Annotated in this window: 19 protein-coding genes; 15 read left to right on the plus strand and 4 right to left on the minus strand. The window is 68.4% G+C overall.

Annotated features, from left to right (window positions below):
• Positions 1–73 precede the first annotated feature (73 nt).
• Entirely contained in the window at positions 74–781 is a 708-nt protein-coding gene (locus EV650_RS31145; RefSeq protein WP_134122516.1) for a hypothetical protein, read from the plus strand.
• Positions 782–784: 3 nt separating this feature from the next.
• Here the strand turns inward: EV650_RS31145 and EV650_RS31150 are convergent, their stop codons facing one another.
• Positions 785–1,489: a TetR/AcrR family transcriptional regulator C-terminal domain-containing protein gene (locus EV650_RS31150; protein ID WP_134122517.1), complete on the minus strand. Its 705-nt coding sequence runs from the start codon at positions 1,487–1,489 to the stop codon at positions 785–787.
• Positions 1,490–1,544: 55 nt separating this feature from the next.
• Here EV650_RS31150 and EV650_RS31155 point away from each other — a divergent pair, with 55 nt between their 5' ends.
• The 8 genes from EV650_RS31155 to EV650_RS31190 all read left to right on the plus strand — a co-directional run bounded on the left by EV650_RS31155 (position 1,545) and on the right by EV650_RS31190 (position 17,831).
• Positions 1,545–3,071 (plus strand): MFS transporter, encoded by a 1,527-nt coding sequence (locus EV650_RS31155; protein ID WP_238174554.1) that lies wholly within the window; start codon positions 1,545–1,547, stop codon positions 3,069–3,071.
• A 40-nt stretch (positions 3,072–3,111) separates the two neighbouring features.
• Positions 3,112–3,456 (plus strand): hypothetical protein, encoded by a 345-nt coding sequence (locus tag EV650_RS31160; RefSeq protein WP_134122519.1) that lies wholly within the window; start codon positions 3,112–3,114, stop codon positions 3,454–3,456.
• A gap of 89 nt (positions 3,457–3,545) precedes the next feature.
• Entirely contained in the window at positions 3,546–4,655 is a 1,110-nt protein-coding gene (pheS, locus tag EV650_RS31165) for a phenylalanine--tRNA ligase subunit alpha (RefSeq protein ID WP_134122520.1), read from the plus strand.
• Positions 4,655–7,228: a phenylalanine--tRNA ligase subunit beta gene (locus EV650_RS31170; RefSeq protein WP_134122521.1), complete on the plus strand. Its 2,574-nt coding sequence runs from the start codon at positions 4,655–4,657 to the stop codon at positions 7,226–7,228. Before pheS ends, EV650_RS31170 begins: the two co-directional genes overlap by 1 nt.
• A 4-nt stretch (positions 7,229–7,232) precedes the next feature.
• Positions 7,233–8,771 carry a gamma-glutamyltransferase gene (locus EV650_RS31175; protein WP_134122522.1) on the plus strand — a complete coding sequence of 513 codons (1,539 nt, stop codon included), beginning with the start codon at positions 7,233–7,235 and terminating at the stop codon, positions 8,769–8,771.
• Between the two features lie 48 nt (positions 8,772–8,819).
• Positions 8,820–9,791 (plus strand): glycosyltransferase family 2 protein, encoded by a 972-nt coding sequence (locus EV650_RS31180; protein ID WP_134122523.1) that lies wholly within the window; start codon positions 8,820–8,822, stop codon positions 9,789–9,791.
• Positions 9,788–11,998 carry a hypothetical protein gene (locus EV650_RS31185; protein WP_134122524.1) on the plus strand — a complete coding sequence of 737 codons (2,211 nt, stop codon included), beginning with the start codon at positions 9,788–9,790 and terminating at the stop codon, positions 11,996–11,998. The genes EV650_RS31180 and EV650_RS31185 overlap by 4 nt, the downstream gene beginning before the upstream one ends.
• Positions 11,999–12,104: 106 nt before the next feature.
• Positions 12,105–17,831, plus strand: a complete 5,727-nt coding sequence (locus tag EV650_RS31190; RefSeq protein ID WP_134122525.1) for an Ig-like domain-containing protein — start codon at positions 12,105–12,107, stop codon at positions 17,829–17,831.
• A gap of 307 nt (positions 17,832–18,138) precedes the next feature.
• Here EV650_RS31190 and EV650_RS31195 read toward each other — a convergent pair whose 3' ends face one another.
• Genes EV650_RS31195 through EV650_RS31205 form a run of 3 tightly spaced genes read right to left on the minus strand, consistent with a single transcriptional unit; the run spans position 18,139 to position 20,113 of the window.
• On the minus strand, positions 18,139–18,657 hold the full coding sequence (locus EV650_RS31195) for a GNAT family N-acetyltransferase (RefSeq protein ID WP_134122526.1): 519 nt from the start codon (positions 18,655–18,657) through the stop codon (positions 18,139–18,141).
• A 44-nt stretch (positions 18,658–18,701) separates the two neighbouring features.
• Entirely contained in the window at positions 18,702–19,562 is an 861-nt protein-coding gene (locus EV650_RS31200) for an RNA polymerase sigma-70 factor (RefSeq protein WP_134122527.1), read from the minus strand.
• Positions 19,559–20,113: a carboxymuconolactone decarboxylase family protein gene (locus EV650_RS31205; protein ID WP_134122528.1), complete on the minus strand. Its 555-nt coding sequence runs from the start codon at positions 20,111–20,113 to the stop codon at positions 19,559–19,561. The genes EV650_RS31200 and EV650_RS31205 overlap by 4 nt, the downstream gene beginning before the upstream one ends.
• Positions 20,114–20,233: 120 nt before the next feature.
• Between EV650_RS31205 and argC the strand changes: the two genes are divergently transcribed.
• The 6 genes from argC to EV650_RS31235 are packed head-to-tail and all read left to right on the plus strand — an operon-like array spanning position 20,234 to position 26,012.
• Complete coding sequence (gene argC, locus EV650_RS31210) at positions 20,234–21,265, plus strand: N-acetyl-gamma-glutamyl-phosphate reductase (RefSeq protein ID WP_134122529.1); 1,032 nt, start codon at positions 20,234–20,236, stop codon at positions 21,263–21,265.
• Positions 21,262–22,464 (plus strand): bifunctional glutamate N-acetyltransferase/amino-acid acetyltransferase ArgJ, encoded by a 1,203-nt coding sequence (gene argJ, locus EV650_RS31215; protein ID WP_134122530.1) that lies wholly within the window; start codon positions 21,262–21,264, stop codon positions 22,462–22,464. The genes argC and argJ overlap by 4 nt, the downstream gene beginning before the upstream one ends.
• Positions 22,461–23,339, plus strand: a complete 879-nt coding sequence (gene argB, locus EV650_RS31220) for an acetylglutamate kinase (protein ID WP_134122531.1) — start codon at positions 22,461–22,463, stop codon at positions 23,337–23,339. The genes argJ and argB overlap by 4 nt, the downstream gene beginning before the upstream one ends.
• Positions 23,336–24,535: an acetylornithine transaminase gene (locus tag EV650_RS31225; protein ID WP_134122532.1), complete on the plus strand. Its 1,200-nt coding sequence runs from the start codon at positions 23,336–23,338 to the stop codon at positions 24,533–24,535. The genes argB and EV650_RS31225 overlap by 4 nt, the downstream gene beginning before the upstream one ends.
• Positions 24,535–25,503: an ornithine carbamoyltransferase gene (gene argF / locus EV650_RS31230; RefSeq protein ID WP_134122533.1), complete on the plus strand. Its 969-nt coding sequence runs from the start codon at positions 24,535–24,537 to the stop codon at positions 25,501–25,503. The genes EV650_RS31225 and argF overlap by 1 nt, the downstream gene beginning before the upstream one ends.
• Complete coding sequence (locus tag EV650_RS31235) at positions 25,500–26,012, plus strand: arginine repressor (RefSeq protein WP_134122534.1); 513 nt, start codon at positions 25,500–25,502, stop codon at positions 26,010–26,012. Before argF ends, EV650_RS31235 begins: the two co-directional genes overlap by 4 nt.
• Positions 26,013–26,018: the final 6 nt, after the last annotated feature.

Genomic DNA, 26,018 nt, shown 5'->3' on the forward strand with positions numbered 1-26,018 from the left:
CCCCCAAGATGGCCGGTGAATCCCTTCGGGACGGCCTGGTTCAGCGGAGCGGGTTGTCCTGGAAGGACTGCTGATGTCGACCACACCACTGCCCGCCAAGGCGAGTCTGAGCCAGCTGCGTGCCCGCGCGAAGGACCTGCGCAAGGCGGTCGCCAAAGGCCGGCCCGATGCGATCGAACGGGCCCGCACCCACCACCCGGCGTACGACGAAGAGGGCTTCACGCTGCGGGACGCGCAGCTGACGATCGCCCGCGAGTACGGGCTGGCCAGTTGGCCCGAGCTGATGGAGAAGGTGGCCACCGAGCTCGTCGAGGGACGTGAGCTGCACCGGTACTTCGGGGTCGAGCTCAACAACGAGACCTGGGACCTGCTCGAGCAGATCGACGAGACCAGTCCACGACTCGACCAGGAACGCATTCTGTACGGCGCGTACGCCGCCTGCCTGCACTGGCTCGAAGCCGGCAACGAGGCGAATCACGCACGCGGAGAGCACCTGATCGCCCGGGTAGCGCTCCGGATCGGGCGCGTCGAGATCGGGCTGCAGCACGCCCGGCGCTGTCTCGAACTGGTGGAGACGCACCGAGAGCAGATGGGTGACTGGGACGAGCCGTTCGCCCGCGAGGCCTTGGCCCGGGCGTTGGCCGCGACCGGTCAGACGGCTGCCGCGCGGGTGGAGCTGGAGCGGGTCCGGGAGCTGGCGAAGCTCATCTCCAGCGACGGCGACCGGCAGGTGCTGGAGGAGGAACTCGCCAAGGAGCCGTGGTTCGGCCTTCCTTCTTGACCCCTACTTCTTGACCCGGGCCTCGAGGCCGTCGAGGAGCGCGTCGAGACCGAAGACGAAGTTAGCGGTCAGCTCCGAATCCAGGTCGGTCGAGGTCCGTCGGCGGACCGACTCCCGCATCTGCGGGTAGTCGCCGGCGGCGGCCTCGGCCTGCTCCAGCAACTCGCTCACCCAGCTCTCCTCGGAGCGGCCGGACTTGCGCACCATCTCGCGGGTCGCCACCTCGGCGCTGACCGTGCCGAGCACGTACGACATGACGCTGCCCATCGCCAGATCGACCTCGCGCGCGCTGAACCCGGCCGCTCCGAACAACACCAGACCGCGCTCGCCCAGCGCCATCGCGTGCGGCCCGACGCTCGGGCGGGTGTACATCACCTCGGGCAGCCACGGATGCCGCAGTACGGCGGAGCGCAGGCTGTGGCCGAACAGCAGTGCCCCGCTCCGCCAGCCGGCCAGTTCCGGCTCGGGTACGTCGATCTCCGCCCAGACCTCGTCGATCAGCAGGTCGACGAGGTCGTCCTTGGTCGGCACGTGCCAGTAGAGGCTGGTCGCGCCGGAGCCGAGCCGGGCGGCCAGCTTGCGCATACTCAGCCCGGCGACGCCCTCCTCGTCCAGGACCAGCATCGCCATCTTCACGATCTGCTCCCGGCTGAGCGTCTCGCGGGCCGGTGCCGCCGTCCGTTGCCGGGACCAGATCGTCTCTCTCATGCGCCCATCCTACAAAGGGCTCGCACACCGTACGAGATAGTCGTACAGTGTGCGAGTGACTAGTACACCGTTCGAGTCTGCCGAATCATCCGCCGCGACCGGTCATCCGCGTCGCTGGTGGATCCTCTCGATCCTGTGCCTCAGCCTGATGGTGCTGGTGGTCGACAACACCGTCCTCAACCTGGCCATCCCGTCGCTGATGCGCGACCTTGGCGCGACGCCCGCGGACATCCAGTGGGTGATCGACGCCTACATCCTGGCGTTCGCCGGGCTGCTGCTGACCGCCGGAAGCCTGTCCGACCGGTTCGGGCGGCGGAAGATGCTGCTGCTCGGACTGGTGGTCTTCGGTGCCGCCTCGCTGCTCGCGACGCTGGCGGACAACCCGGGCCAACTGATCGCCTGCCGCTTCCTGATGGGAGTCGGCGGGTCGCTGCTGATGCCGAGCACGCTGTCGTTGCTGTTCACGGTCTTTCCGCCGGAAGAGCAGCGCAAGGCGATGGCGGGCTGGTCGATGGTCGCGATGGTCGGCGTGGTCGCTGGTCCGACCGTCGGTGGAGTCCTGCTGAACCACTTCTGGTGGGGCTCGATCTTCTGGCTGAACGTGCCGATCGCGGCCCTCGCGATCATCGGAACGCTGGCGCTGATCCCGGAGTCGAAGGGCCCGGCCCGCGACGTCGACCCGGTCGGTGCCGTGCTGACGATCATCGGGATGGCGTCGATCGTCTGGGCGATCGTGTCGATTCCGGCGCACGGGTGGGGCTCCGGTCGGGTGCTCGGTGGGCTCGCCGTCGGAGTGGTCGCGCTGACCGGGTTCGCGTTCTGGGAGAAGCGGAGCGAGCACCCGATGGTGCCGCTCGCGTTGTTCCGGGACCGGCGGTTCAGCGGGACGAGTTTCTCGATCGTGCTGCTGTCCTTCACCGCGGGCGGGTTGCTGCTGGCGTTGACGCAGTACCTGCAGTTCGTGCTCGGGTACAGCCCGCTGAAGGCCGGTCTGGCGTTGATCCCGTACGCCGTTGCCGCGATGGTGTTCAACGGTCTCGGTGCGACTCTGGGCAAGAAGATCGCGGACCGGACGCTGATCTCGCTCGGGCTGCTGATCATCGCGGGCAGCTTCGGGATCCTGACGCAGGTGTCCGACTCGACCGGGTACGGGCTGCTGATCATCGGCCTGCTGGTGATGGGCATCGGCGGCGGTCTGGCCGGGCCGGCGGCGTACACGCTGCTGATGCAGGCCGTCCCGCCGGACCACCGCGGCGTCGGGTCGGCGATGAACGACACCGTCCAGCAGACAGGCGCTGCGCTGTCGGTCGCCGTACTGGGCAGTGTGCTCGCCGCGGCGTACTCCTCCGCGCTGCCGGACTCCGTCCCGGACGCGGCCCGGAAGTCGATCGCGGACACCCTCGCCCTCGGCCCGGACTTCTTCGCCTCCGCCAAACACGCCTTCATCGACGCCATGTCCATCTCAATGACAGTCGGCGCCATCGGAGCCGTCGCGGGCGCGGTCGTCGCCCTGGCAGTCCTGCCCCGCGGCCAGTCCAAGACACGGGACGCAGCCGCGACCGTGGACGACCCAGTGCACTGACACGATGGATCCATGACGCACCTCGGTTGGCTGGAGAGTCGTGCCTGACGATCAGGAGCTCGCCAACCTGGTGCTGATGTGGATGCTCGTGCTGCTTCCGTTCACGCTGGCTGCCATGTTGATCGGGCGGTCGCGGGGGAATCGGCCTGTGCTGATGTTGGCGAGGGTCGTCTCGGTTGTGACGATCGTCCTGGCGATCGGGTACGACGTGGCCGCGGCGGTCTGCTTGATCCTCGCCGAGCCCCCGCCCGGCCATCAGCCGTGGAACGACCCGGCTCTGGCCACGAAGTACCCGTATTTCTATCTGCCGATCGGCATCGGGGCCTTCCTGGCCGGGCTCGGACTCCTGGTCGGAGTGGTCCGCGCAAGACATCGGCTGGGCTGATCCACCCGGGTTGTGGACAGCCGATTCACGCTCTTGGGGCTGAGGTTTCTAGACTGCAATTCGCAGGAGTTCCGAATTGAGAGCGAGCCATGTCCGGTCCCAACACTGATTACGACCCGGTCGAAGTGACGCCGCTGCATGCCGAAGAGGTGGAGCGGACCCGCGACGAGGCGCTGACGGCGTTTACCGAGGCGGCCGATCTGGCTGCCTTGCAGGAGGCCAAGGTCACCTATCTCGGCGACAAGTCGCCGATCGTGCTGGCCAACCGGGAGATCGGCGCGCTGCCGCCGCAGGCCCGCAAGGAGGCCGGCCAGCGGATCGGCGCGGCCCGGAAGGCGATCAACGAGGGCTTCACGTCCCGGTTGGCCGTCCTCGAGGCCGCGCACGAGGAGCAGCTGCTGGCCACCGAGCGCGTCGACGTGACGCTGCCGTGGCACACCCCGCAGCTCGGCGCGCGGCACCCGTTGTCGCTGATCTCCGAGCAGGTCGCGGACGTGTTCACCGCGCTCGGCTGGGATGTCGCCGAGGGGCCAGAGGTCGAGGCCGAGTGGCTGAACTTCGACGCCCTGAACTTCCAGCCCGACCACCCGGCCCGGCAGATGCAGGACACCTTCTTCGTCGAGCCGGCCGGTTCCGGCAAGGTGCTGCGGACTCACACGTCGCCGGTCCAGGCGCGGTCGATGCTGACCCGGAAGCCGCCGATCTACGTGATCTGCCCGGGCCGCGTCTTCCGCACCGATGAGCTCGATGCGACCCACACCCCGGTCTTCTACCAGGTCGAGGGCCTGGTCGTGGACGAGGGCATCACGCTCGCGCACCTCAAGGGCACGCTCGACCACTTCGTCGTCTCGATGTTCGGCGAGGGCCTCGAGGCACGCCTCCGGCCGAACTTCTTCCCGTTCACCGAGCCGTCGGCCGAGGTCGACCTGCTGTGCTTCGTCTGCCGCGGCGCCTCCGTCGGCAACCCGGACCGGCCCTGCCGCACCTGTGGCAGCGAGGGCTGGATCGAGTGGGGCGGCTGCGGCGTGGTCAACCCCCGCGTCCTGCAGGCCAACGGCATCGACACCGATCGGTACTCCGGATTCGCCTTCGGCATGGGTCTCGAGCGGACGCTGATGTTCCGCAACGGCGTCGAGGACATGCGGGACATGGTCGAGGGTGACGTGCGGTTCAGCCGCCAGTTCGGGATGGAGATCTGATGCGGGTCCCACTGTCATGGCTTCGTGAGTACGCCGACCTGCCGGACGGCGTCACCGGCCGCGAGGTCGCGGAGCAGCTGATCCGGGCCGGCCTCGAGGTCGAGACCGTCGAGGAGTCCGACCTGACCGGCCCGCTCGTGGTCGGCAAGGTGCTCACGTACGAGAACGAGCCGCAGAAGAACGGCAAGACGATCCGCTGGTGCTCGCTCGACATCGGCAAGGACGAGCCGCAGTGGGTGGTCTGCGGTGCGCACAACTTCGAGGTCGGCGATCTCGTGGTCGTCGTGCTGCCGGGCGCGGTGCTGCCCGGCGGGTTCGCGATCTCCGCGCGGAAGACCTACGGGCACGTCTCCAACGGGATGATCTGCTCGAGCGCGGAGCTCGGTCTGGGTGACGACGGCATGCACGGCATCGTCGTACTGGAGGCGGGTGAGGCGACGCCGGGTGATGACGCGATCGAGTTGCTCGCGCTGCGGGACGACGTACTCGACATCGCGGTGACGCCGGATCGTGGGTACTGCCTGTCGATCCGCGGGGTCGCGCGCGAGGCAGCGACGGCGTACGGCGTTGAGCTGAAGGACCCGGCCGATCTGGCGCTGGACGGGTCGGGGTCGGGCGGTTATCCGGTCCGGGTCGAGGACTCCGAGGCGTGCAGCGTGTTCGTCACGCGGACGGTGACCGGGATCGACGCGAAGGCGTTGTCGCCGCGGTGGATGCAGAAGCGGCTGCTCGCGTCCGGGATGCGGCCGATCTCGATCGGGGTCGACGTCACGAACTACGTGATGCTCGAGCTCGGTCAGCCGATCCACGGGTACGACAAGGGCCAACTGTCCGGGGAGATCGTCGTACGGCGGGCGAACGCCGGCGAGAAGCTGGTCACGCTGGACGACCAGACCCGCGAGCTGGACACCGAGGACCTGCTGATCACCGACGACTCCGGCGCGATCGGTGTCGCCGGGGTGATGGGCGGTGCGTCGACGGAGATCTCCGACGCGACCACCGACGTGGTGATCGAGGCCGCGCACTTCGACCCGATCGTGATCGCGCGGGCGTCGCGGCGGCACAAGCTGTCGTCGGAGGCGTCGCGCCGCTTCGAGCGCGAGGTCGACCCGCTGCTACCGCGGTACGCCGCCCAGCGCGTCGCCGACCTCCTCGCGGAGTACGCCGGCGGCACGATCCTGCCGGACGAGACCGTCGTAGACACTCACCCGGCCCCGGCTCCCGTCAACCTCCGAGCCGACCACGCCGCCCGCGTAGCAGGCGCCCCAATCACCCTCGAAGAGACTGTTCGTCATCTGGAGTCGGTGGGTTGCACGGTCGAGGCTGCTGCGGCGGACGCGACTGCCGCGCCGTTGGCTGCGGGTGTACACGCTCCAGTGCTTGCTGCGGTCGGCACCACGACTGTTGGTACAGCCAACGTGCAGGCAGACGATCTGCTGACGGTTACTCCGCCGTCTTGGAGGCCGGATCTTCGGGATCCCAACGACTTCGCCGAAGAGGCGATTCGGTTGTTCGGGTTCGACAACGTGCCGTCGATCCTGCCAGCGGCGCCGGGTGGTCAGGGGTTGACGGTGTCGCAGAAGCGCCGACGCCGGGTTGCGACCGCGCTCGTCGGCGCCGGTCTGACCGAGGTCGTGTCGTACCCGTTCACCGGTGAGGCCGACTTCGACGCGATGGGCCTGCCTGCCGACGACAATCGCCGTACGACGGTCAAGCTGGTCAACCCGTTGTCCGACGAAGAGCCGTCGATGCAGACCATGCTGCTCGCGACACTGCTCCGGACCGCCGAGCGCAACGTCGGGCGCGGGGCGACCGACCTGGCGATCTTCCAGACCGGCCTGGTCTTCCTGCCGAAGGCGGAGACCAAGCCCGCGCCGCTCCCGTCGGTCGCGCACCGACCGAGCGACGCCGAGATCCAGTCCCTGTACGACGCTCTTCCGGACCAGCCGCTGCACATCGGTGTGGTGCTGACCGGCTCGCTGACCCCGACCGGTTGGTGGGGCAAGGGCCGTCCGGCCGGATGGGCCGACGCGGTGCAGATCGGGCGAGTGATCGCGTCCGCGGTCGGCGCTGAGCCCGTCGTCAAGAACGTAGAGCTGGCGCCGTGGCACCCGGGCCGGTGTGCGGAGTTCTCCGTTGACGGCAAGGTGGTCGGGCATGCGGGAGAGTTGCACCCGAAGGTCTGCCAGGCGTTCGGGCTGCCGGTCCGGTCGAGTGCGGTCGAGCTCGATCTCGACGCGCTGATCGCCGCCGGTCCGGAGTCGATCGCGGCTCACCCCTTCTCGTCGTACCCGGTGGCCAAGGAGGACGTGGCGCTGATCGTCGCGGCCGACGTGGCGGCGGCGGACGTGCAGGCGGCGCTGGCCGAGGGTGCGGGCGAGCTGCTGGAGTCGGTCCGGTTGTTCGACGTGTACACCGGCGAGCAGATCGGCGAAGGCAAGAAGTCGCTCGCGTTCGCACTGCGGTTCCGCGCGCCGGACCGGACCCTGAAGGAGAACGAGGTCGCCGACGCCCGCCAGGCCGCGGTCCAGGTAGCCGTCGACCGCTTCAACGCCGTCCAACGGGTCGGCTGAGATCATGAGTAGGCACCCGCGCGTGGCGGTGGCCGCGCCGAACGCGGCGGCTGCTGATGCCGGTGTGCGGGTTGCTGCCGAAGGTGGGAATGCGGTCGATGCCGCGATCGCCGCCACGTTGGTCACGATGGTGAACGAGATCGGTGTGGTTTCGCCGGCCTCGGGCGGGTTCGTGACGCTGCAGGTCGCGGGCGGCGAGGCGGTCACCATCGACGGCTGGGTCGAGATGCCCGGCCGCGGTCTGCCGGCCGATCGGTTCGGCCGCGGCGTCTGGGACATCACCACCGACTACGGCGGCGGTACGACGACCACCGTCGGCCACGGCTCCGTCGCCACGCCCGGCGGGATGAAGGCCCTCGACCTCGCGCACCGCCGGGCCGGCAAGGCGCCGTGGCGCGAGGTCGTCCAGCCCGCGATCGACGTCGCCCGCAACGGCTTCCCGCTCAGCCGGACGTCGGGCTACTACCTCGGCTACACCCACGAGATCATCTTCGGCTGGCACCAGCCCAGCCACGGCGTCGTCCACGACGAGGACGGCGAGGTGATCAAGGCCGGCAGTACGGTCGTCATTCCCGAGCTCGCCGAGGCGCTCGAGCTGATCGCCCGCGAAGGCGCCGAGACCATGTACACCGGTCGCCTCGCACAACTCCTGATCCGCGACATGGCCGCCAACGACGGCATCCTCACCGCCGAAGACCTGTCCGCGTACGAGGCCGTCGTACGCCCGGCGCTGGTCGTCAAGCAGAACGGCTGGCGCCTGGCCACCAACCCGCCGCCGGCCGTCGGGGGAGTCGCCGCCGCGGCGATCCTCTCGTTGCTCGACGGCGTACCGGCCGATGGCAGTTGGAACCAGTCCGAGCTGGAGCGACTGATCGAGGTGCAGTACGCCGTGCTCGGTCAGCGGCTCGCCGAGCTCGACGCGGAAGACGTACGGCGGCTCGAGGGCCAGCGACTGCTCGATCTGGCCGCGGCCGGCGACCTGCGCGCGCTGACCTCACCGAGTACGGCGACCGTCTCGGTCGTCGATGACGAAGGTGATGCGTGCGCGATCACGGTCTCGTCCGGTTACGGCTCCGGCGTACTCACCCCGGGCACCGGCATCTGGCTGAACAACGCTCTCGGTGAGCAGGAGCTCCTGCACGGCGGGCCGCACAGCCTCGCGCCAGGCACCCGCCTCACCTCGAACATGGCGCCGAGCGTCGCGCGCCGGGAGAGTGACGGCGCCGTGCTCGCGATCAGCTCACCCGGTTCGGACCGGATCCCGACCGCGCTCGCCCAGGTCTACGCCCTCTACACGCACGGAGGCCTGCCGCTCCGGGAGGCGGTTGAGCACCCGCGGCTGCACGTCCGCGTCCGCGAGGACGTGATCGTCGACTACGAGGACGACCTGCCGGTGTCCGGCTCGACGTCGCTGCCGACCCGCCCGATGCCGCCGCACTCGATGTACTTCGGCGGCGTCGCGGCCGCGTTGTGGGACCCGGTCGACGGCCTGCTCGCCGTCGGCGACCCCCGCCGGACCGGCGCGGTGGCGATCTCGCCCTGAGCGCACGCTAGTAGGGTCACCCAGTAACACCGGACCGGAAAGGCAGTCATGCGGCACCCCCACCCCGAGCTCTCCGTCGTCGTACCGATGTACGACGAGGAGGAGGTGCTGCCGATCTTCTTCGAGCGGATGCACCCGCTGCTCGACAGTCTGGGGATCGCTTACGAGCTGGTCGTCGTCGACGACGGCAGCCGGGACAAGACCGCGGCGCTGCTGCTCGCGGCCGCCGAGGACTGGCCGCAGCTCCGGGTCGTCCGGCTGCTCCGCAACAGCGGTCACCAGGCAGCTCAGTCGGCCGGCTTCCGCCGCGCCCGCGGTGAGTACGTCGTCACGATCGACGCCGACCTGCAGGACCCGCCGGAAGTCATCGCGGAGTTCCTCCAGGCGGTCCGCGAGCAGGATGTCGATGTCGTGTACGGCGTCCGCTCCGACCGATCGAGCGACTCCTGGGCGAAGCGCACCAGCGCCCGGCTGTACTACCGCTTGATGTGCAGGCTGGTCGGCAAGGACATCCCGTTCGACGCGGCCGACTTCCGGTTGGTGACGCGTCGTGTGGTGGATGCGGTCAACGGGCTGCCCGACGACGGGCGCGTCTTCCGCCTGGTCATCCCGTGGCTCGGCTTCCCGAGCACCGAGGTCCGGTACGTCCGGGCCGAGCGGGCCGCCGGCACGACGAAGTACAACTTCTCGAAGATGCTCAGGCTCGCCTTCGACAGTGTGACCGCGTTCTCGGCGGCGCCGCTGCGGCTGGCGACGTGGCTGGGGCTGCTCGGAGGCGTGATGTCCGGGCTGTTCGTCGTCGGTGCACTAGTGATCAAGCTGACCGGCCGGGGCATCCCCGGCTGGACGTCGACCGTCCTCGCGGTCAGCGTGATCGGCGCGATCCAGTTGCTGTGCCTCGGCCTGCTCGGTGAGTACGTCGCCCGCCTGTTCCAGTCGAGCCAACGCAGACCACAGTTCCTAGTCGGCTACGACAGCCTCGAAGACCACGGCCATCAGGAACCGGTCCAACATAGATGAAGCGTTCCGCCCCGTGGCTGCTGCCGATTCTGGTGGCGGTCGGCGGGTTCGTTTCGCTGGGTGATGTCGGACCCGGTCCGCTGGTCAAGTACGCGGCGTACTTCGGGTTGGCGATCGCGCTCCCCGGGACGCTGTTGCTTCGGGCGGCATGGCGCAGTACCGGCAACTGGGCCGAGGATCTCGGACTCGGGTCGGTCGTCGGCGCGACCTGGCAGCTGATCGGCTGGGCGATCTTCACCGCGTTCGGCTGGCAACGGTCGTTGATCGTCTGGCCGGCATTAGTGCTGATCGGCTTCGCGATCTTCGGCCGCAAGCATTGGCGGATCGCCGATCCCAAGCCGCTACCGGTTGCGTGGACGTGGGGGCTGGCGGTCTCGGCGGCGGTGATGATGGGCGCGATCACGTTCGGCGTGATGGCGTACCACCCGATGCCGCCGAACGGCGAGGCGTACTACCCGGACCTGCTCTACCACCTGTCGATGGTGAACGAGCTGACTCGGACGGTGCCGCCCGAGATCCCGCAGGTGGTGGGGGAGCGGCTCGAGTACCACTGGTTCGCGAACGCCGACATGGCCGCGGCCGTGGACGTCACCCGACTCACTCCGATGGTCGTGCTGTTCCGGCTGTGGGTGCTGCCCTGGCTGGTCGTTTCGCTGCTCGTCTGCGCGACACTCGCCCGGACCGTCAGCCGCACTTGGTGGACCGGCGTACTCGCGGCCCTCGCGCTGGCCGCGCCGCAGCTGTTCCTCCTGATCGACACCAGTGTGAACCTGGCGCCGCCGGTCAGTCTGCTCAGTCCGTCGCAGACGTTCGGGATGGTCGCGGGCGTTGCGGTCGCGGTGTTCCTGATCGAGCTGCTGTTCAAAGGCGGCAGCCGCTGGCTGTGGCTGATCACCGTGCCCGTTGCGATCGTCGGCGGCGGTTCGAAACCGACCGTGTCGCCGCTGCTGGTTGCAGCGGTCGGCTTGGCCGCGCTCTACCTGTTGGTGACGACTCGACGGTTGCCGTGGCGATTGATCGGTACGACGGTTGTGCTGCTGGCGGCCGGCGCGGTGACGTTCCTGACGGTTGCCGGAAGCACCAGTGGTTCGAGGCTGCAGTTCCTCGCCGTACTGAAGTCACTGCCCGTGTACACAGCGGCGACCGGCGACACGACACAGCCAGGTGACGGCGGTCTGATCCTGCCGGCACTCGCTCATGGCGAGGTGATCGGCACACTCAGCTTGCTACTGGGTCTGCTGCTGACTCTGCAGGCGATGTCCTGGGCCGGGTTCGGCGTGATCGGCCGCAAGGATCCGGTCGCGTGGTTCTTGCTCGGCGCGATGATCGCGGGCTGGCTCGGTTACCTGCTGATCGACCATCCGTCGGTGAGCGAGTCGTACTTCGTTTACACCGCGGCGCCATTCAGTCTGGCCGGAGCAGGCTGGTTCGCGGCGTCCAGTGCGCGCGCTGCCGGCCGACCGATCCCGATAGCGATCGCTGCCTTCGTACTGTCGATCTTCTACGCCGGCCTGTTGGTCTGGGCGCGTGGTGTGCCGGCGGCCTCGACCGGTCGACAGCTGTGGTTGAGCACCCGGATGTTGCTCGTCGTCCTCGGAATCACGCTCGTGCTGCTCGTAGTGTGGAGGCTGTTCTTCCGACAAGCTGGCGGCGGCATGTTCGTCGTACTCGTCCTGCTCTCGACCGCGCCGATCAGCTCATTCCTGCAGAGCGCCGTACGCGGTGACACCGAGAAGGCGCCCACCTATCGAGCGGCGCGCTGGTGGGTCTACCCGGACGAGGCCGAGGCCGCGCTGTGGCTCGGGCACAACTCCGCGCCGACCGACGTGGTCGCGACCAACACCTGGTGCCGGCCGGCCGGTTCGACGATGGCGGGCTGCGATGCGCGCGGGTACCTCGTCAGCGGGATCGCCGGTCGACGCACGCTGATCGAGGGCTGGGCGTACACGAACCAAGCGATGGCCAAGCAGGGCAACGGCGGACGCCGCTACACCGAGCAGCCGTCACCGTGGCCGGACCGCGTCGCGCTCACCAACCAGGCCCTCACCGCGCCGACCGCGGCCGTGCTGCAACGGATGCGAGACGAGTACGACGTTCGCTGGCTGTACGCCGACCTGCGCAACGGACCCGTGTCGCCGGCTTTGGACCAACTCGCCGTACGCCGACACAGCATCGGGAAGGTCCTGATCTACGACCTCGGAGAGTGATTGCCCCGTAACATTGGGTCGGCGCAGACCGTTAGGTTCTACGCAGGCCCGCCCGCCACGCGGCCGATGCAATGCAGCTCCGTGATTGCTCGGGAGGGCGGGATAGATGCGGGCAGTCCGACCGGCGGCCATTCTTCTTGTCACCGGCCTGTTGAGCCTCGGCACGATCTCCGCGAACGCCTATCAAGTGCCGACTGGACCGTTTGACGACTCGGCGACCACGGTCATGCCGGGCTCGGGGTTGCGCCAGACGCTCACGGTGACGGGCAAGACCGAGTTGGGCGATCCGACGACGGCCGGCTTCCGCGGGATCGGGCCGAGCACCTACCAGCCCGCGATCGCGAAGAACACACCCGCGCAGGACGTCGTGGTGAACACCGGCGACTGCGCGTCGACCGGCGGCTGCGGTGATCGCGGCACGGTGACGATCGCGTTCTCCCAACCGGTTCGCAACCCGGTCCTGCACCTCGGCGGAATCGGCGGATCCGTCGTACGGACTGTCAGCGGCAAGCCGACGGCCCAGTCCGAGCTGCACTCGATCCTCAAGCTCAGCACCGCCGGCCTCAGTCTGACGAAGCTTGGCCAGGGCAACAATCTCGCCGTCACCAGCGACACGATCACTGCCGTCAACCACGACGCGGGTCCGAACTGTGTGAACACCAAGTCCCCGTCGGCTCTCGACACCTCCGCGACCGCAGCCTGCGGATCGGTCCGCGTGAACGGCGTCGTCACCAAGCTCACGTTCGACGTGACGGCGCAGTTCACCAAGCACCCGAAGCTTCCCGCGTTGAACAACGGCTCGTCCGGCGACGTGTTCTCGATCGTCGCGTCCACGCCCGAGGACTTCGGTGACGCGCCGGCGTCGTACGGCGCGGCGTGGTCGGTGCTGAGCGATGTACAGCTCGGCAAGGACGTCACCGAGGACAACGCCACCGTTGCCAACGGCACCAACGGTCCGGCCGCGCCGGATCAGGCCGACGACGGTGTCGTCCTGAAACCGCTTCGCACCAACCAGACGACGTACTCAGCCGATCTCCAGCTCTCCGGTACTTCGAAGGCCGGCCGCGCGTGCGCGTGGATCGATGCCAACGTCAACGGTACGTTCGAGCCGGCCGAGCGATCCTGCGCCCCCTTTGCCGCCAAGCAGACCGTTGTCACGCTGAAGTGGACCGAGCTCGCTCCAAAGGCAGGACCGTCGTACGCGCGGGTCCGAGTCGGCTACAACGACGCGCAGGTCGAGAAGCCGACCGGCGCCGCCGACTCTGGTGAGGTCGAGGACTATCTGTTCGCGATCACCCCGCCGCTACCTCCGGACTTGGCCGACGACACGGCGACCACAGCTTTCAACACCGCGGTCGTTGTCCCGGTGCTCGCTAACGACAAGCCCGGTTCGGCGCCGCTGGCACCTACGACGCTGTGCCTGATCGACGGCAGCAAGTGCGTCGGCATGGTGAACGTGGTCGGCCAGGCGAAGTACGTCGCCAAGCCCGACGGCACGATCCGGGTCGAACCAGTACCGGGATTCGTCGGCCCGGCCAAGCCGGTCACCTACCGGGTTGCCGACAGCAACGGCATCACCGCCACCGCCAAACTCACGATCACGGTCTCGCTTCCCGATCGTCCGGTCGCCAGCCCCGACGCCGCGACCACTTCGCAGAACGTCAGCGTCTCCGTCAAACCGCTGGCCAACGACCGAGCCGCGGCGGGAGTACAGCTCGTTCCCGGTTCCGTCGTACTGCGTGATCCGGCCGACGCGATTTTCAAGAAGAAGGTGGTGATCGCCGGCGAGGGTGAGTACGTCGTGAAGCCGAACGGGAACGTGGACTTCGTCCCGAAGCCGCAGTTCACCGGAGTCGGCACGACGATCGGCTACCGCGTCACCGACACCACCCACCAGACCGCCGAGTCGACTCTGACCGTGACGGTCACGCCGGTGACGCCGACGGCGAACGGCGACTCGATCTCGACCGCGTTCGACACCGACGTCGTCGTACCAGTGCTCGACAACGACCTGCCCGGCTCGCCGGACGCGCCGCTCCTGCCTCTGACGTTGCGACTGGTCGACCCGGTCAGCAAGCAGCTGGTCGACAAGGTGACGATCGCCCAGGAAGGTACCTATGTGGCGGCCGCCGGCCAGGTGACTTTCCAGCCGGTGCACGGGTTCACCGGTGTCGGCACGTCGGTGACCTACCAAGTGCTCGACAAGAACGGTACGGCGGCCCGCGCCGAGCTGACTGTCTCCGTCGACGCACCCGGCCCACCGGTGGCGAACCCGGATGCAATCACCACGCTGCAGGGTCGGTCGGTGGTTGTCGACGTGCTCGACAACGACAAGCCTGGTCCGACTGGTGCGGCGTTGGATCCGGCGAGCGTGCGATTGCTCAACAAGCTAGAGCCCGTCACGACTCTCGTGGTGGCCGGCCAGGGCAAGTATTCGGTGAAGCCGGACGGCAGGGTGCTGTTCGAGCCGCTGCCCGCCTTCAGTGGTGCGGCGACTGCGGTCGGCTATCAGGTTGCCGATGGCAATGGTGCGATCGGGAAGTCGACGTTGACGGTCGGGGTGACGAAGGTGCAGCCGGATGCGTCCGACGACACCGCTGGTACTGCGTACGACACAGTGGCCACTGTGTCCGTGCTGGCGAACGACGATGCGGGTGACCCGTCGGTGCCGCTGGTGCCGAGTAGCGTTCGGCTGATCGATCCGACGACGAAGGAGCCGAAGGCAACGGTCGTGGTCGCCGGTCAGGCGACGTACACGACGACGCCGGAAGGGAAGGTCGAGGTCGATCCGCTGCCCAAGTTCACCGGGGTCGCGACGCCGATCGGTTACCGCCTCTCGGACGTGAACGGTACGACGACGTCCGCGATGCTGACCGTCACGGTCGCCAAGCCGCCTGCGCCGACCGCCGTGCCGGACACTGCGACCGGCAAGCAGAACCTTCCGCTTCGGGCGACTCCGCTGGTGAACGACACGGCCGGGCGTGGGTCTGGGCTGGATCCGCTCAGCCTGATGCTGCTGGATCCGGCGGACGGGTCGTTGAAGAAGCTGGTGAAGATCCCGGGGCAGGCTGACTATCAGGTCAATCCGGATGGGTCGGTTTCTGTTGACCCGCTGCCTGGGTTTACGGGTGCGGCGAGCAAGGTGGCGTATCGGATTTCCGACTGGTTCGGGCAGACGGCGCGGTCGACGATCACGGTGACGATCACGGCGATCACCCCGGTTGCTGTCGACGACGCTGCGCGGACGCCGTACGGGAAGACTGTTGTGGTGAAGGTGCTGGCCAACGACAAGCCGGGTGACGCGTCGGCGCCGCTGGTGCCGGGCAGTCTGCGGCTGGTTGATCCGACGGATGGCTTGCCTAAGGCAACGGTGACGATTCCGAACGAGGGCGCTTATACGGCTGGCGGGGGAGTGGTTCGGTTCGATCCGAGCGCGACGTTCCGCGGTCCGGGTACGCCGTTGAGCTATCAGGTTGCCGACAGCAACGGGACGTTGGCTACAGCGCGACTGGCCGTGACCGTCGGCCGACCGCCGGTCGCGGTCGCGGACACTGCCTCGACCTTGCAGGACGTGACTGTGACGGTGAACGTGCTGTCCAACGACGTCCCGGGGACGGACGCGAAGCTCGAGCCGGGTTCGGTCGTGCTCGCCGGGGACGTCAAGAAGGTGACGGTTGCGGGGCAGGGCACGTACACCGTGCAGCCGAGTGGTGCGGTCTCCTTCGATCCGCTGCCGTCGTTCCGGGGCAAGGCGCTTCCGATGAGCTACCGGGTCGCGGACTCGGACGGCAACTACGCCGCCTCGATGCTGAGTGTGACCGTGACGCCGGTCCAGCCGGTCGCGGTCGACGACTCGGCGATCACGCCATACGACCATCCGATCACCGTGAACGTGTTGGCCAACGACAAGCCGGGTGACCCGTCGGCGCCGCTCGTCCGGTCGAGTCTGGTGCTCAAGGATCCGGCCGGCCGTTACGGCAAGACGATGACGCGTGCCGGCGAAGGTACGTACCGGGTTGGTGACGACGGGACGGTCACGTTTACGCCGGTGAAGGGGTTCCAGGGCGTGACTACGCCGGCGACCTACCGGATCGCCGATGACAACGGAACGACTGCGGAAGGTCTGCTGCTATTGACCGTCGGCAAGGGTCCGTCGGCGGTCGCGGACGTGGTGACGACCAAGCAGAACGTCACGATCACCGTCGATCCGCTTGCGAACGACGAGCCGGGGACGGGTGCGCAGCTCGACCGGACCAGCGTCCAGGTGTACGGCGTGTCATGGAGTCGTCAGGTGGCGATTCCTGGGCAGGGTGTGTTCAGCGTGACCGCTGGGAAGATCGCTTTTGACCCCGAACCGGCGTACCGCGGTGTCGTCTCGATCGCCTATCGGGTCACCGACACCACCGGGAACAAGGCGAGCGCTTCCGTGACCGTCACCGTCTCGCCGGTCACTCCGGTGATCACGGACGACGCGGCGACGACGCCGTACCAGACTCCGGTCGCGGTCGACGTACTGGCGAACGACAAGCCGGGTGATGCGAGCGCGCCGCTTGGTGCCGTTCGGCTGGTCGATCCGGTGACTGGGGATCCGGTGGCGGCGGTGGTTGTGCCGGGGGAGGGGACGTTCACGGTCCAGCCGTCTGGCGCGATCCGGTTCGCGCCGGTCGATGGGTTTGCCGGTGCGGTGGTTCCGGTCGGGTATGAGGTTGCTGACCGCAACGGAACGGTTGGGACCGGCACGTTGGCGATCACGGTGCAGGCGCGTCCGGTCGCGGTGGCCGACGTGGCGCGGACCAAGCAGCATGTCGCGGTGACGGTCGACCCGCTGGCCAACGACAAGCCGGGGCCGGGGGCAACCTTCGATCCTGAGTCGCTGCTGCTGGTCGGTCCGGGTGGTGCGCTGGTCGATCAGGTGACGGTTGCCGGGCAGGGTACGTACGTCGTTGCGGGCGGCAAGGTCACGTTCAGTCCGGTGGCAACGTTCACGGGTACCGCGCGGCCGGCGGCGTACGACGTGAAGGACACCCATCAGAATTCGGCCCGCGCGACGATCACTGTGACGGTCGTGCCGGTGCGTCCGATCACGGTCGACGACACCGCTCGTACGGCGTTCGGTACGGCGATCGTGGTGGAGGTGCTGGGCAACGACAAGGCCGGCGACCCGTCCGCGCCGCTCCGCCCGAATTCCGTCGTACTGCGGGATCCAGCCGACGGTAAGGAGAAGAAGTCCGTCGTCGTCCCGAAGGAGGGCGCGTACGCGGTCGGTGCCGATAGCGCGATCACGTACACACCGGCCAAGGACTTCGTCGGTACGACGCGATCGCTGGCCTACCGAGTCAGCGACGCGAACGGCACGTCCGACACAGCGCTGCTCGACGTGACGGTGGTCGGACCGGCGCTCGACAAGGCGCTCCCGGATTCGGCGACAGGTACGCCGGGCAACGCGATCGCGGTCAACCCGCTGCTCAACGACGGCGGCGCGATCAAGCCGAGCTCGGTCTGCCTCCGCACGGCTACGGGCCGCTGCGCGAAGAGCGTGACCGACGGCACGGGCACCTGGTCCGTCACCAACGACGGCACGGTCACCCTCAAGCCGGCGGCCGCGTTCACCGGGACCGCGAAGGTCACCTACGAACGAACCGACGAGACCGGCCAGACGGCCACCGCCCCGGTCAAGTTCACCGTCGGCGCCGAGCCCGCCGACGAGATCCGCCCGCTGAACCGGGCCGACCTCCCACCCACCGGCGGCCCGCCGCCCGTCGTCCTCACCCTCGGCGCCCTACTAGCCGCCTTAGGTGCAACTCTCGTAGTCCTCTCCCGCACCCGCCGCTGACCTGTCCCGCACCCGCCGGCGACACCGACTGCCGTCCTGCGCCAGCCGGTGACGCGGACTGCTGTCCTGCACCGGCCGGTGACCCAGACTGCCGTTCTGCACGCGCCGCTAGGTTGCCCACTCACCTGGAGGGTTGCCCCCTCAGATTCTCAGTGGGCAACCCTCCAACTCAGGGGATGCCCACTGAGTTGGAGGGTTTGCGCGACCACGGTTGCCGGGAGGTGACGCGGACCGGCAGGCCATCACAATCCCGCGTAAGCGGCCGCTTCAGGCGGGCGGCCGTCGTCGGGGAGGCGATTGTGATGGGCTAGAGGTCCATCACCATGGTGAGTTCGTCGCGGTAGTCGTCTGGGGCGACGCGGACCGCGCGGGGGTGCGTGCCGACGATGCGATAGCCGAGCGGCCCGTAGAAGTTCTCCAGCCCGAGTCCGCCGCGGACGGTCAGCAGCAGCTGCTCCAGCCCGAGGTCGACCGCCGAACCGCGCAGCCCCTCCATCAGCATCCGCCCGGCGCCATTGCCCTGGAACTCCGGATGCACCATCACCCGCAACACCGTCCGCCAGTGCGCCAGCAGCGCACTCCCGCGATTCACCAGCATCCCCATACCGACGTACCGCTCGCCCGTGGACAACACCCCGAGCAGGTCCAGCCCCGCCTCGACCCGGCCGAGCGCGCCGTCCAGGTTCTCGGCGATCTTCTCGACCGGCGCCGGCGCCGTGTACCCGACCGCGCCACCGGCGTTCGTGGCTGCGACCCAGGTGTCCAGCAGGTCCGCCCGCAAGCCCGGCTCGAGTGTCTCGTCGGGTTCCATTACCAGGTACTTCACCGCACCTCCATCTGCGACTGAGTTGCAGATAGTCTACGGCTAGCTCAGTTCACATGGGTCAGCTTGTCCGGGTTTCTGATCAGGTACAGCTCGCTGATCAAGCCGTCGCTGGTCTTCAGGAACGCGACCGTGTCGGGCTCGTCACCGTCGTACGCGATGTAGGCGATCTCGCCGTTCAGCGTCCCCATCCGGATCTCGAAGTCCGGGTTCTCCGCGATGACCGCGAACAGCCAGCGGGCGATCTTGGTCGCGCCCTGGATCGGCCGCAGCGCCGCCTTCTTCTTGCCGCCGCCGTCGCTGATCAGTACGGCGTCCGGCGCGAGCAGCGCGACCACCTGGTCGAAGTCGCCCGACCCGGCCGCCTGCATGAACCGCATGGTCAGCTCGTCGTGGCGCGCCTTGTCGACGTGGTGTCGCGGCTGCCGCGCGTGGACGTGTTCGCGGGCCCGATGAGCGAGCTGCCGGACCGCGGGTTCGGACCGGCCGAGGGTGTCGGCAATTTCGTCGTACGGCAGATCGAAGACCTCACGCAGTACGAAGGTGGCGCGTTCGAGCGGAGAGAGGGTCTCGAGGACGACGAGCATCGCCATGCTGACCGAGTCGGCCATCTCCACCGCGGCCGCCGGATCGTCGTCCGAGGCGAGCGGCTCGGGCAGCCACGGACCGACGTACTGCTCCCGCCGGGCCTTCTGTTCCCGCAACCGGTTGAGCGCGAGCCGGGTGGTGATCCGGATCAGGTACGCGCGGACATCGCGGACGTCCTCGTGGTCGACGCCGGCCCAGCGCAACCAGGCTTCCTGGACGACGTCCTCGGCATCGCTCACGCTCCCGACCACCCGGTACGCCGCGCCGACCAGGACGGACCGATGCTCGGCGAACTCCCGAGCCAGCAGCTCGTCGGTCACTTGACCGGCCTCAGTTCGCAGTACTCCTTGAAGCCCTGGCTGGTGAGGCCGACGGCGGCGTTCATCCGGGAGCGGAAGTTCTCCAGCGCCGCGACGGCGGTCAGCTCGACGAACTGCTCGTCGGTCAGGTCCCGCCGCAACCGCTCGACCTGCGCGTCGGTCACCTCCGGCGGGGTGGCCGTCATCGCCTCGGTGTAGTCCATCACCGCGCGCTCCAGATCCGTGTAGACGTCGCTGTCCCGCCACCTTGGCACATCCCGCAGCTTCACCGGGTCGACCCCCTGGTGATGAAATTCCCAGTACCCGAAGTCCATGCACCAACTGCAGCCGATCCGCGCCGACGCCACCATCACGCTCAACGCTTTCAGGCCTGGATCCAGCGCCTTCCACTTCGCCGCCGACGTCTCCAGCAACGCCGTGGACACCAGCACCCGCCGATTGTGCAGCGCCGCCCTCACCGGATCCGGCACCTTCCGGAACTTCCGCCGGCTGCCCCACTCCACCAGCCGGACAAACCAGGTCCGCTCATGCTCCAGCCCGATCCGCGCCATCTCACCCTCCAGAGTCGTCGTCCCCCCATGGACACGCCCCGACCACCTCCATGTGACATGACCTGCCTCACACCATCACCAACATTGGATATTCATTCGGGTTATGGCATACTCATTCATATGAGTTTGACGGTGGCGGTGGCCGGGGCCAGTGGGTATGCGGGCGGCGAGCTGCTCCGGTTGCTGAGTAGTCACCCCGAAGTCGAGATCGGCGCACTGACCGCCGGCGGGAACGCTGGTACGCCGCTCGGTGTCCATCATCCACACCTCGTGCCGCTGGCCGGGCGCATCCTGATCGAGACCACGGCGGAGAATCTCGCCGGTCACGACGTGGTGTTCCTGGCCCTGCCGCACGGACAGTCCGCCGGAATCGCCGACCAGCTCGGCGAGGACGTCACCGTGATCGACTGCGGCGCGGACTTCCGGCTGACCGAGGCCGAGGCGTGGATCGAGTTCTACGGCGGCGAGCACGCCGGCTCGTGGCCGTACGGGCTTCCGGAGCTCCCTGGTCAGCGGGACAAGCTCCGCGGGTCGAGCCGAGTCGCCGTACCGGGGTGTTACCCCACCGTCTCCACGCTCGCCCTGCTCCCCGCCGTACAGCAAGGTCTCGTCGATCCTGGCCAGCTGGTGGTGGTCGCGGTCAGCGGCACGTCCGGCGCGGGCAAGGCACCGAAGGCGCACCTGCTCGGGGCTGAGGTGATGGGCTCCGCGTCGGCGTACGGCGTCGGCGGCGTCCACCGCCATACCCCGGAGATCGAGCAGAACCTCACGCCGTACGCCGATCAGCCGGTGAGCGTCTCGTTCACGCCGGTGCTCGTGCCGATGTCCCGCGGCATCCTCGCCACCTGTAGCGCACCGGTTGCCGACAGCACCGACCTGGCCGCGCTCCGGCAGGCCTACGAAGATGCCTACCGCAACGAGCCGTTCGTGCACGTGTTGCCGGAAGGACAGTGGCCGCAGACGCAGGCCACCCTCGGCGCGAACACCGTGCAGCTGCAAGTCGCCCTCGACCAGCGCACCGGCCGCGCCGTCATCGTGGCCGCGATGGACAACCTCACCAAGGGCACCGCCGGCGCCGCCGTGCAGTGCATGAACCTGGCCACCGGTCTCGACGAGACCCTGGCCCTGCCTCTAGTAGGAGTAGCCCCGTGACCCTCGCAGTCACCCCTGCCACCCAAGTCGATCGGAGCGCCGGAGTCACCGCGCCGGCCGGCTTCCGTGCCGCCGGGGTGATCGCCGGGATCAAACCCGCCGGTACGCCGGACCTCACCGTCGTGGTCAACGACGGCCCGCAGGACGTTGCCGCCGGCGTCTTCACCACGAACAAAGTGAAGGCCGCGCCGGTGCTCTGGTCCCAGCAGGTCCTCACCGCCGGCAAGCTCAAGGCCGTCGTCCTGAACTCCGGCGGCGCCAACGCGTGCACCGGTCCGGAAGGTTTCCAGGACACCCACAAGACCGCCGAGAAGCTGGCCGAGGTGCTGGGCGTCGGCGCTGCGGAGATCGGCGTCTGCTCGACCGGCCTGATCGGCGAACGCCTCCCGATGGAAAAGCTCATCCTTGGGATCTCGGCGGCGGTGGATGCTCTCGGCAACGGTCTGGAGCATGGGCTGGCCGCGGCCACCGCGGTCATGACCACCGACAACGTGCCGAAGCAGGCCGCGCTGAAGCACCCGGACGGCTGGAGCATCGGCGGGTTCGCGAAGGGCGCCGGGATGTGCGCGCCGAACATGGCGACGATGCTCAGCGTCATCACCACCGACGCCGTACTCGATCAGCCGCACCTCGACCACGCCCTGCGGAACGCGGTCGGCAAGACCTTCAACCGGCTCGATGTCGACGGCGGTACGTCGACCAACGACACCGTGCTCCTGCTCAGCTCGGGCGCGTCCGGGGTAACCGTGACACCCGAGGCGTTCGAGGCGGCGCTGACCGTGCTGGCTGCTGACCTGGTGAAGCAGTTGCAGGCCGACGCCGAGGGCGTCACGAAGCACGTCAGCATCACCGTGCAGGGTGCGGCGTCTGAAGCGGAGGCGCTGGCCGCCGCCAAGGTCGTTGCTGAGGACAACCTGTGCAAGACCGCGTTCTTCGCCTCCGACCCGAACTGGGGCCGGATCGCGATGGCGGTCGGCAACGCACCTACTGCCTTCGACCCTTCGTTGCTCGACATCACGCTGAACGGCGCCGCGATCTGCGTTGCCGGCGGCAAGGGTGTCGACCGCTCCGAGGCCGACCTCAGCGGCCTCGAGATCGACGTGGTCATCGACCTGCACGCCGGCCCGGCCTCGGCAACCGTCCTCACCACGGACCTGTCCCACGCCTACGTCGAAGAGAACTCGGCCTACTCGTCATGAACACTCATGCAGACGCAGTTGAGAAGGCCGCGGTTCTGACCGAAGCGCTGCCCTGGCTGAAGCAGTTCCACGGCAAGACGGTCGTCGTGAAGTACGGCGGCAACGCGATGGTCGACGACAAGCTCAAGCAGGCCTTCGCGTCCGACATCGTCTTCCTCCGGTACGCCGGGGTGCGCGTCGTCGTGGTCCATGGTGGCGGACCGCAGATCAGCGAGATGCTCGGCCGGCTCGGGATCGACAGCGAGTTCCGCGGCGGGCTCCGGGTCACCACGCCCGAAGCGATGGATGTCGTCGGCATGGTCCTGGTCGGCAAGGTCGGCCGCGAGTTCGTCGGTCTGCTGAACGCCCACGGTCCGTTCGCGGTCGGCATGTCCGGTGAGGACGCGGGCCTGTTCACGGCAGAGCGGCGTACTGCGCTCGTGGACGGCGAGGCTGTGGACATCGGTCTGGTCGGCGACGTGGTCGAAGTACGGCCGGAGGCGGTGGTCGACCTGATCGACGCCGGCCGGATCCCGGTGGTGTCGACGATCGCGCCGGACGAGGACGGTCAGGCCCACAACGTGAACGCGGACACCGCGGCCGCTGCGCTGGCGAGCGCGCTCGGTGCGGAGAAGCTCGTCGTACTCACGGATGTGGCCGGGCTCTACCGGAACTGGCCGGACAGCGACGAGATCATCACCCAGATCAACACGACCGAGCTCGCCGAGTTGCTGCCGTCGCTCGCGTCCGGCATGGTGCCGAAGATGGAGGCCTGCCTGCGCGCGGTCGAGTCAGGCGTGTCCCGCGCGACCGTGATCGACGGCCGCGTGCCGCACTCGCTACTGCTCGAGATCTTCACCGACGCCGGAAGTGGAACCCAGGTGATCCCGTCATGACCGAACTGGTGACCGTCGACGGCACGCAGGCGGCTCTCGCCGAGCGCTACAGCGGTGCGCTGATGAATACCTTCGGGGCGCCGAAGCGGGTGCTGGTCCGCGGCGAGGGTGCTTACCTGTGGGATGCCGACGGCAACAAGTACCTCGACCTGCTCGGCGGGCTTGCGGTGAACTGCCTCGGTCACGCGCACCCGTTCGTGGTGTCTGCCGTGACGTCGCAGCTCGCCACCCTCGGCCATGTCTCGAACTTCTTTGCCTCCGCACCGCAGATCGCGTTGGCGGAGAAGTTGCTCGGTCTCTTCGATGCCCCGGGCAAGGTGTTCTTCACGAACTCCGGTACCGAGGCGAACGAGGCCGCGTTCAAGATCACCCGGCGTACCGGCCGGACGAAGATCATCTCGACCGTCGGTGCGTTCCACGGACGGACCATGGGCGCGCTCGCCGTGACCTGGAAACCGGCGTACCGCGAGGCGTTCGCGCCGCTGCCCGGCGACGTGGAGTTCGTGCCGTACGGCGATGTCGAAGCGCTGGCCGCTGCCGTCGACGACGAGACGGCCGCCGTCATCCTCGAGCCGATCCAGGGGGAGAACGGCGTCGTCGTACCGCCGGCCGGATACCTGCAGGCGGCGCGGCGGATCACGTCGGAGCACGGCGCGCTGCTGTGGCTCGACGAGATCCAGACCGGGATCGGGCGGACCGGGACCTGGTTCGCCTTCGAGCCGGAGGGGATCACGCCGGACCTGGTGACAGTTGCCAAGGGCCTCGGTGCCGGCATCCCGATCGGTGCGTGCATCGGGCTGGGCGCGGCGGCGGATCTGTTGCAGCCCGGAAACCACGGTACGACGTTCGGCGGGAACCCGGTCGCGGCGATCGCGGGTCTGGCGGTGCTGACCGTGATCGAGCGGGACGGTCTGCTCGCCCAGGTGAATGCGATCGGCAACCATCTCGCCTCGTCGATCGTTGCCCTCGACCACCCGTTGATCGCCGGCGTCCGCGGTCGCGGGTTGCTGCTGGCAATCGAGTTGACCGAGCCGGTGTCCGATCAGGTGGCGGCGTTGGCGCTGGAGGCCGGGTTCGTGATCAACAATCCGATTCCGAACGCGTTGCGGCTGGCGCCGCCGTACATCCTGAGCAAGGCTGATGCGGACAGTTTCGTCGCGGCCCTTCCCGGGCTGCTCGACAAGGTGGAGGCGTGATGACCGTTCGGCCCGTGGGCGAGCGCAGCGAGTCCACCATCCGACACTTCCTGCGTGACGACGACCTTTCGCCGATCGAGCAGGACGAGGTACTGACGCTGGCCGCGCAGCTCGCGGGGGACCGGCACGGGCACAAGCCGCTGAGCGGCCCGAAGACGGTCGCGGTGATCTTCGACAAGACCTCGACCCGGACGCGGATCTCGTTCGCGGTCGGGATCGCCGAACTCGGCGGCGTACCGCTGATCATCGATGCGCAGACCTCGCAGCTGGGACGTGGTGAGCCGATCGCGGACACCGCGCGGGTGCTGGATCGGCAGGTCGCGGCGATCGTCTGGCGGACGTTCGGTCAGAGCCGGATCGAAGAGATGGCATCGGCGTCGCAGGTGCCGGTGATCAACGCTTTGACCGACGAGTTCCACCCCTGCCAGATTCTGGCCGACCTCCAGACTGTCCGTCAGCACAAGGGCGCGACGGCCGGGCTGAAGCTGGTCTACCTCGGCGACGGCGCCAACAACATGGCGCACTCGTATCTGCTGGGCGGCGCGACCGCCGGCATGCACGTGGTCGTCGGCTCACCAGCGGAGTACCAGCCGGATCCGGCGATCCTGGCGCGCGCCGCCGAGATCGCCGCCTCGACCGGGGGATCGGTGTCGTGGACGGCGGATGCGATCGCGGCGGTCGACGGGGCCGATGTGCTTGCCACCGACACCTGGGTGTCGATGGGCCAGGAGGGCGAGGCGGCCGACCGTGAGGCGCCGTTCGTGCCGTACGCCGTGACCGAGCAACTGCTGTCGAAGGCGAAGACGGACGCGATCGTGCTGCACTGCCTGCCCGCGTACCGTGGCAAGGAGATCGACGCGGCCGTCATCGACGGACCGCAATCGGTCGTCTGGGATGAGGCCGAGAACCGGCTGCACGCGCAGAAGGCGCTGCTGTCGTGGCTGCTGGCAAGGAGTTTCGAGGCATGACGATCGCCGTACCGACTACCAAGACCGCTCGTCAGCAGCGAATCGTTGATCTGCTGGGTCGGCAGCCGGTGCGGTCGCAGACCGAGTTGGCTGATCTGCTCGCTGCGTCCGGACTGGTTGTCGGGCAGGCGACGCTGTCACGCGACCTGGTCGAGATCGGTGCGGTGAAGGTCCGGGACTCGACCGGTCAGCTCGTGTACGCCGTACCCGGCGAAGGCGGCGACCGTACGCCGAGAGCCGGTGAAGCGGCCGCCTTCGAGGCCCGCCTCGGTCGCGTCGCCTCGGAACTCCTGGTCAGCGCCGAGGGCAGCGCCAACCTGGTGATCCTGCGAACCCCGCCCGGCGCGGCCCAGTACTTCGCCTCGGCGATCGACCACGTCGGTCTGGACGACGTCCTAGGCACCATCGCCGGCGACGACACCGTCATGGTCGTCTCCCGCAACCCGGTCGGCGGCGAGGCACTCGCCGCCCGCTTCCTGTCCTTAGCTGCCCGCTCCGACCCCAAGTAAAGGAAC

It is taken from the genome of Kribbella kalugense, assembly GCF_004365875.1.
In the GTDB taxonomy this organism is placed as follows: Bacteria; Actinomycetota; Actinomycetes; order Propionibacteriales; family Kribbellaceae; genus Kribbella; species Kribbella kalugense.